Source organism: Plebeiibacterium marinum (assembly GCF_026013615.1).
GTDB classification, from domain to species: domain Bacteria; phylum Bacteroidota; class Bacteroidia; order Bacteroidales; family Marinilabiliaceae; genus Saccharicrinis; species Saccharicrinis marinus_A.
In genome coordinates, this window is the sequence record NZ_JAPDPI010000023.1 from 74,234 (window position 1) to 93,784 (window position 19,551).

Genomic DNA, 19,551 nt, shown 5'->3' on the forward strand with positions numbered 1-19,551 from the left:
TTAAAACTTCTCTTTATTCAGATTAAAGGGGCTGTTTTCAAATTCAAAAACACCCCTCTATTTGCTCTATAATTAAAATGCCATTATAATTTCATTTTATTACATATTTCCTCTACTAATTTCTGAGAATCAGAAACATCCTTACCCTCTGCATAAATCCTGATAATAGGCTCCGTATTTGATTTCCTTAAATGAACCCATCCTGTTGGAAAACTAATTTTTACGCCATCAATAGTGTTGCATGGATAATCTACATATTTTTCAAGTACACCTTTTAAAACAACGTCCAAATCAAGATTTTCATCCAGCTCCAATTTATGTTTCACCATCTTATAATCGGGATATTGCGCTCTTAACTCAGAAGATGATTTCTTTGATTTTGCCAGGTGAGTTAAAAATAATGCAACCCCAACCAAAGCATCTCTCCCATAATGAAGTTCAGGATATATAATCCCACCATTTCCTTCACCTCCTATAACTGCGTTTTGCTCCTTCATTACATTTACCACATTTACCTCTCCCACAGCCGATTCAAAAAACTCAACCTTATGTTTTTTTGCAATATCCTTCAAAGCCATAGTTGAGGATAGATTAGCAACCAATGCCCCTTTTGTGTTTTCCAGAATATAATCTGCAACAGAAACCAATGTATACTCTTCACCAAAAGGCTCTCCATTATCACATACTAGCGCAAGGCGATCCACATCAGGATCGACAATAATACCCAGATCATACTTATTATCCTTTACCAATGAACAGATTTCTTTTATATTTTCCGGCAACGGTTCCGGGTTATGAGCAAAATGGCCATCTGGCTTACAATTGATTTCTTCTACAGTTGTTACACCTAAAGCCTTTAACAACCTTGGTATGGCCGTTCCTCCAACAGAATTTACTGCATCTACTGCAATAGAAAAACAGGCTTGTTCTATAAGTTTATTATCTACTAAAGGAAGATTCAATATATGCTCAATATGCTGATCTAAATAATCACAAGTATCATATGAGCCCAATTCATCAACTTCATTAAATTGATAATTACTATCATCAGCCATTTTTAGCAATTGCTTGCCATCAGCATCAGAAATAAATTCACCTTTACCATTTAATAGTTTCAATGCATTCCAGTTTTTTGGATTATGACTGGCAGTTAAAATAATTCCTCCTCCGGCATTCAAATCCACTACAGCCATTTCTACAGAAGGTGTTGTTGCCAAGCCTAAATCCACCACATCTACACCTACAGAAAGCAATGAACCGACCACAAGATGATTTACCATTTCTCCACTAATACGGGCATCGCGACCAATAACTACCTTTTTATTGGCCCCACTATTTTTTAACCAAACTCCAAACGCGCTTGAAATATTTACAATATCAGTAGGGGTTAGTGCCTCTCCAGGCCTTCCTCCAATGGTACCTCTGATTCCTGAAATTGATTTTATTAATGTCATTTATTTTGATTGTTAGAAAAGATTATTCACAATAAAGAGCTGAAAAATAATTTTCAACTCTTTATTCTTATTACATACATTACGATATCACTTTTATCAGACTAATTGCCCCACAATTGCTTTGGATAAACACCCTGTGCTATTAAATTATTAATACAGTTAACAGCCTTTTCTTTATCTTCTTTATAGGTAACACCAAACCATTGGGCATCTGATTTTAAAACTCGTACACTAGTATTTCCTTGATTTATAACTTCACTAACAACCGAAGGTATATAAAATTCAGAACTCATTTCCTGACCATGTTCCTTTAAAAATTGAACAAATAGCTCTTCCAAATGACTAAATACCAAAGGTGTAAATCCCCAAAAATTCATAGAAACAGTTGTTTGTGTATCTAATGTAACCCATCTCTGAAAATCCCTGTACACAATCCTATTATCTATCTTTTCAATTTGAGTACGTTCCACAACAGATAATAAATGGCCTGTTTCACTAGTTGAACACACGCCACGGGAAACTGAACCATTTTCTGAAATTGTATTCCCCAAGTGATAGCCAACCATACCAAATTCTTTATCAGAAGATTGATTTGATAAAAAATCTGCCATTGTAAAAAAAGCTTCCCTTCCATAGTAATCATCAGCATTAATCACGGCAAAAGGCTCATTAATACAATCCTTAGCCATCAAAATAGCATGTCCTGTACCCCAAGGCTTGGAACGTTCTGAAATAAAAGTACATCCTGCTGGAATCGTTTCTATTTCCTGAGTTACATACTCTGCAGTAATCTTACCCTCTATTTTTTTATTAAAAAGAAGAACAAACTCCTCTTTAAAACTCTCTCTAATTACAAACACTATTTTTCCAAATCCGGCATCAATAGCATCGTTTATTGAATAATCGATTATGGTTTCTCCTGCTGGACCAATCGGATCCATCTGCTTTAAACCTCCGTAACGGCTTCCCATTCCGGCAGCTAATACAAGTAATGTAGGTTTCATTATGATAATAATTAATTTTAAATGGTCATAAGTAACTCACAAACAAATCAAATCATCCTCCTTCGTGCGAATTTGGATAGTGGAATTTATTTGCTCATTTCATATGGTTTTTAACTATTTAAACACTGGTAGTTTTTTGGTACTTTTTTTCGGGTAGTATTGGGGCTAAGTTTGGTGAGTTAACATATAATATCGGTTATACAGTTTTAACCGAACGCAGTTATTTAAAATATCAAAGACTGCTTTTAACAACTTCTTTCATATCCTCATATTGATTTTCAATACTCTGCAATAATTTATATTGTGCATGTGTACGAACCAAATTATGATCAGGATACTTTGTTTTATAGTAATTGTCTCCGTCTATGTAATCCATTAAAAAACGAAGAACCTGTTCATAAGTAATATACTTGGCAGAAAAAGCGAGGTTATCTATTTCTGATTGAGTAAGAAAGGTTTTTGTTTCGGAAATATATCCTTTAGTATAAGCAGTAAAAATATCCAGATCCATCGACACTTTATCCAAGTCCTTATCATCTTCCAACCCGGTATTGGTATATGAACGAATTGCATCACCAAAATCATTTAACACAGTACTACTTAATACAGTATCCAAATCAATAACACACAATACATCTCCTTTATCATCAAAAAGTATATTATTGATTTTCGTATCATTATGTGTTACTCGTGTTGGAATAATACCATTTTCTACCTTCTCCCAAAATTTCAACATTTCATCCCGGCGATCTTCAATCCAGGAAATCTCAGAGGCCAACTCTTTACTTCTTCCTACCGGATCCTTACTCAACACATCATCCCACTGTTTAAAACGATAGCGTATATTATGAAATCCAGGAAGAATATCGGCCAATTTGCCTTTAAAATCAGAAGTCATACATTGAAACTTACCAATACCTTTTCCTCCGGCATATGCAAGCTCTGGGGTGTCAGCAGCTTCGTAAGTAATACTTCCGGCAATAAACAAACATACGGCCCAATACTCACCCTCATCGTCTACATGATACAAAGAGCCATTTTTTGTTTTAACAACCGTTAAGGCCTCTCGCACTATATCACCACCCTGAGCCTTAATTTTTTCTTTTAAATGTAAAGTAACCCTTTCTATATTATCCATCATGGCAGGCACATCTGTAAAAATATTTTTATTTTTGCGCTGCATCAGGTAATTGGGCATATCCTCAGCTTCCGTTTCTATTATGAAGGTGTCATTGATAAATCCCTCTCCCAAAGGTGAAATATTAGCAACCCTACCTTCCAATTGAAAGCAATCTGCTATCTTATATATATTTGTTTCCATTTTCAATATATTGAAGTTATTACTTTCTTATTTTATAACCTTTTACAGCAAAGAAAAGGATATAGAAATAACATGGAATATAAACCCAGAAAGCACTCTTATAATTTGCTACAGTTATTACTTCAGTACTTTTTACTAAATCAATGATAAATCCAAAAACTAGTGGAATAACTGCACCTCCGACAATACCCATAACCAACAAAGAAGCTCCTGTTTTGGTGAATTTCCCTAAATCGGCAATAGCCAATGGCCAAATAGCCGGCCACATTAATGAATTAGCAAAACCTATTAACGCCATAGTGTATATTCCAAATTCACCTGGCAAAAAGATTAACAACAAAGCTGAAAAAACTCCTATCCATGAAAAGATTTTAAGTGCAGTGGTTTGTGATAGGTATTTGGGAATCATAATCACTCCAAACAAATAACCTGCGATCAATCCCAGAGGGACATAAATAGAAAAACTGTCAAAATTGACTGATGAATCAACAAATACTGCTTTTGCATACCCTATAACAGATACCATTGGTAAAGTTTCAACACCCACATAAATAAACAACGCCAATACTCCTAATAAAAGGTGTGGAAACTGAAACACGCTGGTTTTAGCAGTTAACTCAGCATTTTCCTCTCCACTTTCTTCCTCTCCTTCTGCTTTTACTTCAGGAAGTGGAGCAAAGATCATAAAGATGCCCAATCCGACAAGTATTGCAGTAACGATATAAAATGGAAATATGATATCATCCAACTTTACATTTTTCAAATCCATAAACAATCCCAAAAACAATGACGATAGCCACCATGCTGATTTATTCATGATTCCCATTAAGCTCATACGCATAGCTGCACTTTCTTTTGGACCTATAATGGTTACATATGGATTTACCGATGCCTGCAAAAGAGTATTTCCAATACCTCCTACAAACAATGCCAAAAGAAACAATGGAAAACTTAACTGATTAGATGATGGAATAAAAAGGACCATTCCCAATGCCATTACAAAAAAAGCAAGAACCATTCCTTTTTTATACCCAACCTTTTTAATAATAACACCAGCTGGAGCACCAAATATTACAAACGCAGAGAATATTGCTGCAGTAACTAAATAGGATTGTGATGTAGATAGTTTAAAGGCATCCTGCAGAAATGGGGTTAAAAATCCGCTGATCCCTATTCCAAAACCAATAACAAAGAATAAGATGCTAACAATTGCAAGAGGTAGTATATAGCTACCTCGATTTGACTTCACAGATTCACTCATAACAAATTGATTTATTCAATATTTGGTCAACCTTTAAAAGATTGACCAAACGTATATCACAAAAAACTTATCCTTCCATTGATTTTTCAAGCTCTCTGGCCTGTTTCAAAAATTCGTCAACATTCATTTCTTTAAAGAAAATTAGCCCGTGACTGGCACGAATATTAGGATCCTCATTTGTATAGAAATAATCCTTACCTAACAAGTACTGAACATTTTCCAACTGCTCTGCCCAGATTCTTTTAGCCAGCGTACTAAATTTACCATCATGTTCATGACTTGGGAATGAAGCATTTACCTGACTTAAATAACAATCGCTAAATGACTTATCTAAAACATCCAGTCCATTTATGCTCACAGGTACCATTACATTTATCTCTGATGGTGCAAACTTAAACCATACGTTACGATATCCCCAAATTCTTAAGTTACTCAAGTCTTCTTCTTTACTCCACAAACGAACCGCATCAGCAATTGCCTGCAACACTTTATAATGCGTATCCGGTCCACTTCCTTCCGGATCTAACGCCAGTGATATAACAGTAGGCTTTTCTTTTCTAAGTTCTTCCAGGATCGGAGCCACATCTCTTTCGCGATTTGGCTGCTCAGTAAAGATATCCCCTGTATAAAAACCTAGTCGTAAGTGACGAACATTTTTTACCTGAACCCCTGAATGCGCCCATACCAACTCTTCCTCAAACTCACGGATCATTCCTTTCAGCTTCTGGATTTTTGGAGGATTCTTTTGGCCATCGTAGCTTTCCCTGATATTAGCCAAAATAGCGTTAATTGTATTTCGCAACCCATCTTTATCCTTAACTTCCCAAACTGCAACAATGGCACGAACCACTCTGTGGCAAAGTCCGCGAACTCTTTCCAAAGGTTCCTCTGATGCCACATTCAATAGAAAATGGTATACATCCTTATCCCATTTATACTGATAACCTGCCTCAAAAAAGTCGGGGAAATTAACCATCTGAATACGGTTATCATCCAGTAGTTTTTTTGTACTATTTAATGTTTCAGTTACAAAATCATTGGTTACAGCAGTAAAACCAGATGTTAATACAGAGAAAACAGATTTATTTGACTTTTCGCGTAAAATACGGTTTACATGCGGTTGAATACCCAATTGAATATCATCGTGATGGGGACCAGTATGATAAAACGCCTGGTTAATCTCTGGCTTTAATCCATTAGCCAATTTACCCTTAACCGAATCCATAACCTGCTGAACGGTGTCTAATGAAAGTCCCGGTATCAAACTACAATATGGGTCTGATTTTAAATCGGACAATTCCAGTTTTGGTCCAAACTTGTTAATGCGCTTACATAAATCAATAATAGCACGCTCCGTTTTTTCCTGCGTCCACTCTCCGGTTTTATAATAAGCATCAACGCTATCATTTAGTTTTACGCCAGAACTCTTGGTGATGTAAAAACGACTGTTAGGCAGTTTCTGTAAAACAGTTGCCGGATACATTACGGTTGGTTTTGATTCCAACGCATTTTTAACAACCCCGGCTTTGGCCTCTCCTGCTGCAAAGATCAAAGCTACCGCATCTTTATTATAGGTAATGGATTCTAATCCAATAGTAATTACCAACCTATTCTTCGACACCTCTATCCCTCCTAAATCACCTGCAGCCTGCGCCTGAGTTTCAAAATTTGTTTTTGTTAAACGGGTTGTTGAAAAGTGATCCGATCCTCTGGTGTTAAAGGCAATGTGTCCATCAGGGCCTATTCCCCCTAAAAAGAAACCTATACCTCCTTTTTCTCTGATCTTAGACTCATACTCTACACACCAGTCATCTATCATAAAAATAGATTTCTGCTGTTCTTTCTCCTTCTGGGTTTTTGCCTCACGATAGCGCAATGATAAATCGACAATACTATCTGGAAATACTTCTGAAAAATGCTTTCCATCCACTAAAGGAATCTCGTCTGAATTGATTAACAATGCACGTTCCGGATCCAAACCAAACCCCTTAATGTAATATTCTTTTACATAGTGGTAAAAACTATTGTGCTGACTTGAATTAATTGGATAGAACTCATCAATTTGAACAAAGTGCAGCTTGCTTAAATCAGGTTTTTTCTCAACTTTTAAGCCGTTCTCTTCCCTAATCTTTTTTCCTTTTGCATTGTTCCAGTTCTCAAGCAAATACTGAGTCCAACGTATAAAATACTCAGGTGTTTTTCCTGTAGGCAAGCTAATTACACCTTCCGGATTATCAGCCACCCACTCTAAAAATCGTAAAGCGGTAAACATTCCCAACTGAGGAAAATTATCAACTGGAATATAAGGAACCTGTGTTGATACTGATCCAACATTTGACTTCTTAAAATAGTGTTTCTCTACGCTTGAAAAATTATTCTTCTCCATTGCTCTTCTATTTAATATTTCTAATATTCTTTTCCCAATTCCAGGCCGATGCCAGAGTTTCCTCTAATGCCACCTGAGCCTTCCATCCTAACTCTTTATTTGCATAAGTTGTATCGGCATATATTTTTTCAATATCTCCCTCCCGACGGTCAACTATAGTATAATTAAGATTAACATTATTAACCTTTTGAAACGACTCTACTATTTCCAATACTGACAATCCATTTCCTGTACCAAGGTTAAAAACCTCGTAATTAGTTTTATGATTATCATTAATTAATCTATCAACAGCTACTACATGAGCTTTTGCAAGGTCAACCACATTAATAAAATCGCGAATTGCACTACCATCCGGGGTGTTGTAGTCATTTCCAAAAACTTTCAGTTCTTCCCTGATACCAGCAGCAGTTTGAGTAATAAAAGGAACCAGATTATTAGGTATTCCTACAGGTAGCTCACCAATTAATGCAGATTTATGCGCTCCCACGGGATTAAAGTACCTTAGTGCAATTCCTTTCATCCCAGCATAAGCAGAAACCGAATCTCTTAAGATATCCTCACATACCTTTTTAGTGTTTCCATAAGGTGATTCAGCTTCACGACGGGGTGTACTCTCTGTTACTGGTAACTTTTCCGGCTGCCCATATACTGTACAGGATGAAGAAAACACGAGATTAGAAACCTTATATTTATTCATACACGACAGTAAATTCATTAACGAACCCACATTGTTGGAATAATATTCTAATGGTTTTTCCACTGATTCCCCAACAGCTTTATATGCTGCAAAATGAATAATTGCATCAATATTTGGATATTTCAGGAACAAACTTTCTGTTTGTAGAGCATCCGACAGATCCAGTTTCTCAAACACAGGCCTAAGTCCTGATATCTTCTCAATGTTCTCGAGCACACTTATGTCGGAATTTGATAAATTATCTACTATTACAACATCAAAACCTTCAGAAAGCAACTCCACTACTGTATGCGATCCAATATATCCCGTACCCCCTGTAACTAATATTTGTTTTTTCATCTGTTTAAATTTTTTGTCTTTAGAAAATGCACCAAAAACTTCTGCACATTCAGGAAATCGCATTAACTTTTTTAATCATAACCCTGTATATACTTTACAACTAATAAAGTTAAGGATAATTTCATATACTCTGATTCTAAATCAATTGTCTTAATTTCCAAACACAACTTCTCCAAAAAATTCAGGCAAATGAAAATCTGGATTTTCAACACTTATCGGACTCCATGACAAATAATGAGGGAATGCTTGTTTATCGCCACATTTATAAAAATTACAAGTAGTTTTGAGTCCTTCGAAAGTTTTGATTTCTTCATTTTTAAAAACCGCTTTAGGGATCACAACTTCAAGGCTCCACTCGGTTTTCCGATCGATAATATTGATTCTATTTTTCCCCAGCGAAGGTTTTGTACTAATTTTTGTAAGCAATTCCGTAGCTAATCGTTCTCTATTATTCCTATTCGCACCATAACCGCCTAAAACATTCCCTATACAATTAAATTCCAGGTTATAATACTTTTCTCCATCAAACGAAACAAAGAACTCAACACAACTATCTTCGTATACAGGTTCATTGTATTTTGTATTTACTGCTTTAGTATTAGATTCCTGAACAAAAAATTTCAGATAAAGATTATCGCAATCATAACCAATCACAAAATCAGCATTTACATCACTTTGGTAATCCCAGTTATTACACGAAATTGAATTTCTTTCCAACTCCTTAGCTGCAAACCACCCTTTTACATTCTCTATTCTATCTACAATAATTTTTTCCATAGTTTTTTTCCAATAAACACATTGCAAATATATGGAAATATTTATCGTGCACGTGCACCCTTGGTTGTTATTAGCATTTTTTAACATTTAACACAACACACCATCCTACACAATATCAACCCCTACAACACTCATTGCCTGCTATTTAAATCACAGACACAAAGATTCACATCCTGTTATCAAGGGTTAAAAAATCAACCAAACTCAATAAATATTCGTGCACGTGACTACAATACATATCCACAAACATAAATTTTAGTGTACTTTATATTTGAATAGAAAAAAGAAACATATACTCTGGAAGTTTTAAGAAGTTGCAAACCCGGGCTGGAGCATAGCTACCATCCCTAAACGCTTATAAACAAAGGATTGTAGCGAATATTTACAACAAATCAATGCATTTTTAAATGCTGCACATTGCTTGTAAATGTACAAGACAACACCATAACGTATAACATCGCTTTTTATACTGTGAGTTGCATTAATGTATATCGAGCACGCAAACAAAAGATGCGGATAGGTAAAGATGAGATGCTTGAGAAATATGTGGTAGTTTTATGGCTGACTCTACATGGCTGTATAATCCCTATAATTTTCTTTGATTACAATTTCAATAGGCAGAAGCTTAATTTTGGGAACTTCTTTTTTAAACGCCAGGTGATCCAGGAGCAGTGTTATAGCTGAACTGGCTTGCAATCCAGGATTCTGATAAATTAGGAACTCGATATTCCCCTGTTTCAGGTGCTTCCTGTTTTCATCAATAAGATCATAACCAATAAGTACCAAATCAAGCGAATACGCTTCAATTACATCTGCCACATAATGAACTTTAGATGTTGTTACGTACACTCCCCTAACCTCAGGAAACTCATCAAGCATAGCTATCATCTGTTTCTCGATCATCTTATGATTATTCACTTTTAAAATCCTGATCTTACTCTTTTCAACCCCTTTCCCGGTTAAATAATCAATAAAACCGTTTTCTTTCTCTTCTATATGTTTGGCATTAGTAATATCCTCATGAATATGAATAATTAAATATCCATCATCTTTACCCAATACTTTTTTGAGCAAACTTGCCGCCGTTTCACCACTTTTAACCAAATCCTGCCCCACGTGGCACAATGTGTTTTTCTCTTTTATATCCGTATTAAATGTTGCATAAGGAATACCTTGTTTATGACATTCTTCAAAAAATTCAATGGCTTCTTTATAAAATACCGGAGCTACCAATACGCCATCGCACCCTTCCTTTAAAACCTGTTTGGCATTATAAGAAAAGCTAACCTCCTTAAATGAATTAAACAAATGCATACTTACATTGATTCCAATGAAAGACAGATCCTTGATGGCTTTTTCTATACCATCCATCGCTCGTTTCCAAAACTCGTCAATGTCCCCATCCGGAACCAAAACTGCAATTTTAAACAACTCTCCCTTACGTAAAGATTGTGCAGCAAAATTGGGCTGATAATTTATTTTATCCAGAATCAATTTAATCTTATCATAAGTCTCCTTTGAAACAACCCCTCTGCCATGAATAACCCTGTCTACAGTACCCCTGGAAACACCGGCCATCTGCGCAATATCCTTTAGTGTATAATTTGTTTTAGAATTCACTTTTCAATACTTATTCATTATGCTGACCACAAAAATGAAGAAAAAAAACAACAATGACAACATTTAGAACGTTCACGTGCACACCAAGGATAGATCAGTATAAAATTTATAACATCAATCCGGTATGTCACAATACTAAAAACCTTATATAACACAACCTGCTTGCACACCTGCTGAGTAGCAATGGCACAAGCAGGTTCCCCCTTGTAATTTACATCATATAATCACCCGGATGAAAGCCAAGATATGTATGACACATTATAGTTATGGCTCATGATACACAAAATAATATTAAGCTTCAATAAAAGCTATGTAATGCTCCCCCAACTATCTTAACCATTCCGGTATCCAATATGGATTATTTTTCCATTGGTCAACCCTTTTCTTATACGAATTAAATTCTACATCATTTGACGTAGGTGTATAAATATCCTGGGGCAAATACTTTTTCATTTTAGCGATAATTGCCTTATAATCCGGATTTTCAGCCAAATTATAATGTTCGCCATAATCGTTATCTGCATCATACAATTCCTCAGATCCATCATAATATCGAATATAATGCCATCGTTCATCTCTGACAGCATGACTACCATACGTCCAGGTTGTAACAGCAGGCTGACTCCTTTTTTTGTTTACATCTTTCAACTGGGGAAGCAAACTTATGCCATCTGATTTTACTTTTTCATTTAAACCACATAACTGTATTAATGTAGGGTAAATATCCAACAAACTTGAAGGTTGCTTACATATCTCTCCCTTTGTTAAACCAGGCACAACCCAAAGCATAGGACTATTGGTTGATTCCTGCCACAGGCACTGCTTACGCCAACTGCGCTTTTCGCCTAAATGCTGCCCATGATCAGACCATAATATAATAATGGTATTATCAGCATAATTACTATTATCCAGAGCATCTAACACTTTTCCTAATTGGGCATCCATAAAAGTTACACAAGCCAAATACCCCTGAACCAACTCCTTGCGGTACTCACACCCTAACTCACGTACCATACGCTCATCTCCTGGTTCAAAAACTCCATACGCCATAGCTTTACCATACAATGGAATATCATCCATCTCTCCGATAGGATCTGTGGGAATGTAAATTTTATCAACAGGATACATATCAAAATATTGCTTAGGTGCGGTATAAGGAACATGAGGCCTAACAAACCCAATTCCTAGCATAAACGGCACGTCGTACTCCCGTTTTAAACGTTCAACAGCCCAATCTGCGGCTAATTCATCAGGCATTTTACCGCCCGGTATTTCATCAGGGTTAATTGGACCTGCACAAAGTGAATGGCCTTTATAAGACGCATTATGATTTCTAATCGGCGAACCACCTTTGGGGAAAGGATAAAAAATTGTTCCTCCATATCCTTGTCCGTCACGTAATGTTTGTTCGTCCATTAAAAACCCCCGGGGCAATCTTTCATCCCATAATTTTTGATGCGGATATTCTTTTTCAATACCGTGGCATGCGTGACCTTCGATCTTTCCACAAGCCATGGTGTAATAATTATTTTGACGAAAAAAAGCAGGCAAAGCCAAAACTTCATTCCATAAATTTTGGTTTTGCACACCACTCTTATTGGTATAACAACCTGTACTCACCGCACTTAAACCAGTCATTACCGACAAGCGGGAAGGCGTACAAGCTGTTGTGTTTGCATGGTTATTGGCAAAATAAACCCCTCTTGCAGCTAACCGATCCAGGTTTGGCGTTTTCACATCAGGGTGCCCTGTTGCGCCCAACATCCCAATCCAATCATTTAAATCATCTATTGATATAAACAAAACATTGGGTTTACTGCTCCTTTCTTTAGCATTAACACTAAGCGAAAACAGAAACATCACAGCACAAGCGAATACTATTTTGTTCTTTATAAATCGTTTCATTTAATCTAATATTTAGAAACTATTTCTTTATAAACTTTAAGGTTTCTTTTTTCCCTTCTCCCAAAATAACTTCAAGGTAATAAACCCCACTCGTCAAGTTTTTTATAGATAACTGATTTTGTTTATTTGGCTGAATATTATGTATTGATCCATCCACCCCTATGATCCTAAGCGAATCTACCTGCGACTTTGTATCAATATTTAATATTTCATTGGCTGGATTAGGAAAAATAGTTACCTCATTTTTGTCATTAACCTTATCTCCACTATTTGATGTATCATCCGGAATGAGATCTATTTCTACACCCAAACCATGAATACAGATAAACTCAAGTATTGTAGTATTATTATCGTTTGAAATAATATTACATGAGGAATTTGGCGATGCCAATTGATAAGAACCTTTTATTGTAACCTGAACTCTACGCTCCCTTACTTCTTCATAACTAACCAGTGCATCGGGTGTTGGCATGTTTAACGACGGATCTGTCATAACAAGTTTTACCTTGTTATCTTCACCTTGCTTTGTCATTATAAGACATGGATAAGATGTTTGGCTGATCAATAAATCTGATATATCTACATTGGGCTCAAAACAAACATAGCCATATGTATCTGTTTCTTTATCATAAACTATGTGAGCAACGTTATCTTTCCTGATAACACTATATGGCGCATTATCCTGTTGCATCAGAGTTGAGAAATTTTGAAGAGCTGAATGATTAGACTGAACTAAAATAGCATATTCATACCCTTTGTTTACGGGTGCTTTACCATGATTAAGCCATGCTGTAGCAAAGTCTCCATAGTTTACCGTTTTATTGATGTTATTGCGCGATTCCTGATTCATTTTTGAAACAGTTAAGGAGCCCGATGGGATATAATAACCATTTCCTTTAGTATCCATTAAGGTTACTGGTGAACTGACCACAACATCTTTTTCAAGCGGAAATGATGACAATGCATTATTGTCCATCATCACACTTTCGCTTGTATTGCTTAATGCAACCTGAAACAAGGTTGTTTCGGTAGGATATTGAGTATTACCGTTGCTTATTCCACTTCCTAAACAAACAATACGGTTATCAAATGCAAACACTGACTTTCTGGCTACAAAATCATCGGTATAGTTCACATGGTTGTTTTCATCGAGTATCATCCCGAATATGCCATTATCGCCCATGGTACATGCACCTGCAAATGTTTCTTCATCTGATCTTTCGTTAATATTACCTCCGGCATAATCAAGTAACTCGTATGGTAAATGTATTGTTGTTGCGCCCGGAAACCGATTCCAGTCCCAACCATTTAACGAATAGCCACTGGAAACTGCATCCACGGGAGAGCCTGTCCCCAGAATCTGAATAGTTCCATAGCTTTGATATCTACCATACCGATTATTGGACGTATATATTTCTGTTCCCGTAACAATATTATTAAATCCTTTGATGGCTGCCATCCAATTATCACGGCGGTGGATATTCAAGGCTCCATAATTAATACTCTTGTTGCCTTGCGGAGCCTGGGCTGCTGTAATACCCAAAGTAACAAACTCATCATAAAGCTCCTTTTTATACTTTGTAAGACGCATATATTGAGCAGCGGCATCCCTGTCAACCGGATCAGATGCTTTGGCCAGATATGCATATGCATTAATTGCTCCTGTACCCAAATCCTGGTTCATTGGTTTCCGTCCGCATACACTATTAACAATAGAGCGCAGGTTTGAATACCACATGTGCACATCAAGAGCCTTGCGTAAATTATTGCGCGACTCAATGGATAAGTTAAATGGGGTATTTCCCAAATAACACAGTATTTCACTTAAACCACCAAAACCACCATTCATATATCCTGCATATATCATTCCATGATGAAATCCGGCCCCATCAGGTTTAAATCCTCCCATAAGTCCAACACTCGGTTTCATTACCGCATCCATCCAACTAACATACGACTGCATGTCGCGAACCAGCTCGGGAGAGTCGTCCCTTAGCATAATAGCCAACAAACGCCCCGGAATAATAGTATTCCAGGCATCCACAATCCCCTGGAAATTTTCAACCTCAGGCAATTGCCGCACCTCCTGAACTCCGGTCCAGTATTGAATCATTTCAAATGCCTGATCAAATTTTCCTGATGACTTTAGTACGTCCTGCATTAACCATATCGATTTTGGGAAGCCACGGAACTCATAACCATAATGGTGGTTGGTACCCAAACCGCTACCCACAACCAGCCCCTGATCGTACAGCCAATCCAATATATCGATAAAGTATTGATCAAACCCGTTTTCTTGAGTATGGTACCAGGCTTTAGCAATATCATACACCAAAGCATCTAAATCATTAAACCGCTTATCGCCATTAGCCTTTACATATTCATCAGCAGAAACAAAGGCGGCACCAGATATTACGCCATCTTGTTTTTGGATATTTAAGTCGGCAAACTCGTTTCTTATCTCGGTAATACGCGAAGCTGAAACAGGGTTTCCTTTTATATTTGCGGTAATTCGTTGCCTGATTTCACCAAACGCATCCTTTTGCTCTGAAGTTACCGCCTGGGGTAAGGCCAGTTCGAATTGATAATTTGAGTACCAATGCCAAAGTGCCGACCAATGGTTGGCATTCATTTCCGGATTAATATAATCAAGCTGTGCATCCGGGGTAACCCTGTCGTTTATCCTTGTTGCAGGAAACTTCATCCTGTCAAAATACAATGTTCCTCCTGAGCTTGTATTTGGCGCAACAATACGGAGCGAGGTAAGGTTTTTATCTTGTTTAACACCCAACATATCCTCATCAAAACGAATCCAACAAGCCCTCCAACCAACAAAGTCAATATGATACGTAAAATAATACTGAACCACATCAGCGCTATTCATAAACTCAAAAAGCAACTCGTTGTTTTTGGCGTTTTCATTATAAATCCACAACATCATTCCTCCTTTATAGGTATTACAAGCATTTGCCAAACCCAAAGGGGATTTTATAGAGATATTACTGTTGGGATTCCATTCCCATTTTACTGATTGGGAACCCAGTTTACAATGTGTTGTTGAAATACTTAATGTATTATCGGAGGATTCCCAATTTGATGGAACCTCTCCTTCTAACTGAAGGTAATCTTGTGCATTGGAATTCCAAAACAACAAACTTAATACTACTATTAAAATGCGGTTCATCTTATTTTTAAATAATTAGTGATCAAATGAAAATAGAGTGGTTACATGGTTCTATAAAACAGCACATCCCTCTAACCTGGGGGTTAAAGGGAATGGTATGCTGCAAGGTGCCTTATAACACTTTGAATTTTGTTGATGTGTTATGGTACTATTGTTTAATAAACTTGTTAACCTGAATTTCTCCCGAATCCAGCTTTAGTTTAATAACATATATGCCTTTAGTCAGGTCGCTTATATTTTGGTGCTGCCCGGGATTTACCAGATACTTAACCATTGAACCATTCATGTTATACAATTCCACACTGGCAACCTGGCTTGTAAAGTTAATGATATCATTTACCGGATTTGGGTAAAAACACACTTCATTTTCGTGTTTGCTTTCTTCAAAGTTGGTAGGTAGGGGCTCAACATCTACTTTAACATCACCTATTTTCCATGTAGAAGCTCTATAATCTGAATTTACCCCATTTACATCTTCGTATGTATCGGTACACTTATAAACAAAAGCAAATGTTACATCCGGATTATTGGAATCCACAGAAACCTCTCCTATACTTTCTGTCCAGTTGCTATCATAACCCAACGACTCATCAAGCACAAATGCATTGGTTATATCGGCCCATGTTGCAGCACCAACTGCCCCTTGCGGATCTGATTCATTTGGTACATAATCTGTCGACATTTTAATTGTCATTTCTGAATCGCCCCCAATTTTATATTGACTGATATTCCAGAACGACAAATATGCTTTTTCATATCCTGTTAAATCAACCGTGTTCAGAACGGCCCATGTTTCTGTTGGCGAAACATTTTTTAAACCATCGGCATCGTAAACCGCTGATGCCTGAAGCGATTTATAATCTTCTCCTACCGGCTCAACCAAACCAGTCCTTAAGGCTTCTGTTCTTTTCCAGCCTTGAGCGTTTGCGCTGGTTACATTGATCATCTCAAAGGTATTGAAATCATCAAATTGCCAGTCCATCACGTTGGTTAATTCCTTAGATGTTTGAGTAAAACGAACTTCGGCAACCCTCCAAATACCAGGCCTGTCGGTTGATGAATCAACTGTACCTGTATTGGCAATTTTATATTTAAAGGCTAATACCACAGCACTTTCACCTTTCCAGGCATTTAAGCTTAATGTTGATTTTGTCCAGTTGCTGTCATAGTCTACATAATCATCCAGCTGATCCAGTTGATCTGTTACATCGGTCCATGTTGTTGTGGTGGCGTCTCCCGTGAAGTTGGTTGTGATTAACACGGAGAATTCGGCAAAATTTACCTTGCCATATTGCGCCATATTAAAAAAAGTAACCTGATAATCATTAATTGCGCTATTAGCACTCAAATCAACCGAAGTGATAACTGCATAAGTTTCTGTTGCATAATAATTAGTGGCATCATACCCTTTTACAGCAATACTTGTTTGCTCGCCGGTACGTGTATATCCCAATTCCGATTCAGCAGGAATATAAAAAGTAGAACGTTTCCACAATTCAGCCTCGATTGAAGACTCAAAAGTTACGTTGTGGATTGTAAAACCCCTGGCCTCGGTGGCATAGCGCAAATCAGGATAATAAATTTCAGTTTCCTGAGCTTTCAGGTTTAAAGAAATGAATAACAGTGCTACTAAATTTATAAGTAAATACTTTTTCATAATGGATTGATTTTAATATTATTTCTATGTGCTAAAGTATTTTAACCTGACTGTTTTGCGGTGCACATTAGTTCAATTCAAGTGTAAATAAATTCATCCACTCTTTTAGTAAAACACTGATTCAATAGCATTTAAAAACTATACGTATTATTTTTGCACTCATATTAATGTATAGCTCGTTAAGTTTTAGTGATAGGTTAACATTACTGACCGTTAGGTTTATTTACAAAACATTAAAACTCCCCGACATATCAAAACCACTCTTTCAACATCAAATGATTGTATTTTAAAAACTATGCCGATAACCATATCTCAAAATTGAACATTGATTTTAACCAACGGATGGCATTTATCAATAAAAACATGGTCTTTACCAAAGGCTTACCCTATTTCGTCACAATATCCAAACGTTTTACAACAATAATTTTACATTTGCCCACGATATTTTTATTATTAATTACAATTGCTTTAATCTGAACCGGCTTGCGAAACACCAAAACTAACATATACTATTATCTACTGCTGTGTTTTATAGCCCATAACGTTCTGAGCGTTATAACAAACCAAACAGTTATAATCAAAACCTAAAGCAATTCTTAAAATTTTATTTATTATGGAAACTCCTTTGGAATTAGAATCCTGGAAGGATAAAATTGATGCCGTTACGCCGCAAGAAATCCGTACCATCAGTACTCCGGTTGAAGTTCAATGCGGCGAGGCAGAAGCTACTGCTGTTGATGCCAATAAAGATGTTGAAAAATTTGCCAAAGCAGGTATGGATACCAGTTACATACAGGCTTTAACTGATTTAGCTAACATTACCCGATATTTTGAAGCTCAATGGCAGTCGGAATACCAATCAAAAAAGGAAGCTGAATTAATTTGGAAAAATGAAGCTCCTGCTGCCTATGAGCTAAGAAAAGAAATTCTGCATCATATGACTTTTGCCTATAGAAAAGACGCTTCGTTAATTAAAAAGCTAAACCGCATAAAAGAAGGTAGCGGCAGTTACGACCTGGTGCAGGATTTATTGGAAATACATACCCTCTCTGAAAAATATCCTGAACCCTTAAAAACTATTGATTACGATTTTGAATTATCAACAAATGCTTTAGCCAGTTATAACAAGCTAAAGGATATTTTGGCTAAAGTTAACGGAGAAAAAGGCAATTACAACGAAGATAAAATCCTTAGGGACAAAGCCTACTCTCTTTTAACATTGCACTTAAACGAAGTGAGGGAATATGGCCGCTACGTTTTTTGGAAGGATGAAAACAGAAAAAAGCGTTATGCCAGCGATTACCGAAGAAATTAATTGGTACCAGCAAGAGGCATTAGAATAATTGCGATGGGATACCAAACTGGTATTACTCATTAATGTTATTTTTTTATGGCAACTGTGGATACATGATATAGTTCGATAAGGCCTGAGTTTCAGACTTACATTCTGAATGTCCATTACGTTCAAGATCATGGAACGATCGATGCCTTTGGGTGTACGGAAAGATAAAACCTAATGTGATTTAAGGTTTTGCAAGCTGTAAATCGTATTCCTTCTTGCCAAGGAGGAATACGAGGCAGGAAAAGGGAGGTGGTTTTTAATACGCATAAAACCACCTCCCTCGCCTTTGGCGAGGTACTCCTCCTTTTACAGGGTGTGTAAAAACTCTTTTAACGAAGAGTGGTTACTTACAAACTGAAAGTACTTTCTCGTTTTACTCCTCCATACATCCTCCCGTTTGATCGGGACAGGCTCTGAAGTGGAGACTACCCTTGTGGAGATTTATTTACAGCTTGTATAACCCCAAACCCTAAAGGGCATAGCCGTCAGGCTAAGGTTCTATTTTATTGGAATAATGTTATATATTTTAGGCTGAAGATTTTTTGTAAAAGCATTTTGTATATCGTGCTGAAAGCACAGCTTATCCTAGCCCCATGCAACGCAT

Annotated in this window: 12 protein-coding genes; 1 reads left to right on the forward strand and 11 read right to left on the reverse strand. The window is 36.7% G+C overall.

Going from position 1 to position 19,551, the window contains the following annotated elements:
- Window positions 1-83: 83 nt before the first annotated feature.
- From glmM to OM074_RS12230, 11 genes are all read right to left on the reverse strand, one after another.
- Entirely contained in the window at window positions 84-1,454 is a 1,371-nt protein-coding gene (gene glmM / locus OM074_RS12180) for a phosphoglucosamine mutase (RefSeq protein ID WP_301199774.1), read from the reverse strand.
- Window positions 1,455-1,555: 101 nt separating this feature from the next.
- Window positions 1,556-2,458, reverse strand: a complete 903-nt coding sequence (locus OM074_RS12185) for a nucleotidyltransferase family protein (protein ID WP_301199775.1) — start codon at window positions 2,456-2,458, stop codon at window positions 1,556-1,558.
- 232 nt (window positions 2,459-2,690) lie between these two features.
- Window positions 2,691-3,779, reverse strand: coding sequence for a phosphotransferase enzyme family protein (locus OM074_RS12190; protein WP_301199777.1), 1,089 nt, complete (start codon window positions 3,777-3,779; stop codon window positions 2,691-2,693).
- 19 nt (window positions 3,780-3,798) lie between these two features.
- Window positions 3,799-5,040 (reverse strand): MFS transporter, encoded by a 1,242-nt coding sequence (locus tag OM074_RS12195; protein ID WP_301199779.1) that lies wholly within the window; start codon window positions 5,038-5,040, stop codon window positions 3,799-3,801.
- 67 nt (window positions 5,041-5,107) lie between these two features.
- A complete protein-coding gene (locus OM074_RS12200) occupies window positions 5,108-7,426 on the reverse strand; it encodes a glucosamine-6-phosphate isomerase (RefSeq protein ID WP_301199781.1) in 2,319 nt (772 codons plus the stop codon).
- A gap of 7 nt (window positions 7,427-7,433) precedes the next feature.
- Complete coding sequence (gene galE, locus OM074_RS12205; RefSeq protein ID WP_301199783.1) at window positions 7,434-8,462, reverse strand: UDP-glucose 4-epimerase GalE; 1,029 nt, start codon at window positions 8,460-8,462, stop codon at window positions 7,434-7,436.
- Between the two features lie 150 nt (window positions 8,463-8,612).
- A complete protein-coding gene (locus OM074_RS12210; protein ID WP_301199785.1) occupies window positions 8,613-9,239 on the reverse strand; it encodes a carbohydrate-binding family 9-like protein in 627 nt (208 codons plus the stop codon).
- A gap of 567 nt (window positions 9,240-9,806) precedes the next feature.
- Window positions 9,807-10,859, reverse strand: a complete 1,053-nt coding sequence (locus OM074_RS12215; RefSeq protein WP_301199787.1) for a LacI family DNA-binding transcriptional regulator — start codon at window positions 10,857-10,859, stop codon at window positions 9,807-9,809.
- A 327-nt stretch (window positions 10,860-11,186) separates the two neighbouring features.
- Window positions 11,187-12,764, reverse strand: a complete 1,578-nt coding sequence (locus tag OM074_RS12220) for a sulfatase (protein WP_301199789.1) — start codon at window positions 12,762-12,764, stop codon at window positions 11,187-11,189.
- A gap of 19 nt (window positions 12,765-12,783) precedes the next feature.
- The gene (locus tag OM074_RS12225; RefSeq protein WP_301199791.1) at window positions 12,784-15,948 is read right to left on the reverse strand and encodes a chondroitinase family polysaccharide lyase; all 3,165 of its coding nucleotides are present in this window, start codon (window positions 15,946-15,948) and stop codon (window positions 12,784-12,786) included.
- A gap of 148 nt (window positions 15,949-16,096) precedes the next feature.
- Entirely contained in the window at window positions 16,097-17,605 is a 1,509-nt protein-coding gene (locus OM074_RS12230; protein ID WP_301199793.1) for a T9SS type A sorting domain-containing protein, read from the reverse strand.
- Between the two features lie 613 nt (window positions 17,606-18,218).
- Here OM074_RS12230 and OM074_RS12235 point away from each other — a divergent pair.
- The gene (locus OM074_RS12235; RefSeq protein ID WP_301199794.1) at window positions 18,219-18,920 is read left to right on the forward strand and encodes a hypothetical protein; all 702 of its coding nucleotides are present in this window, start codon (window positions 18,219-18,221) and stop codon (window positions 18,918-18,920) included.
- Window positions 18,921-19,551: the final 631 nt, after the last annotated feature.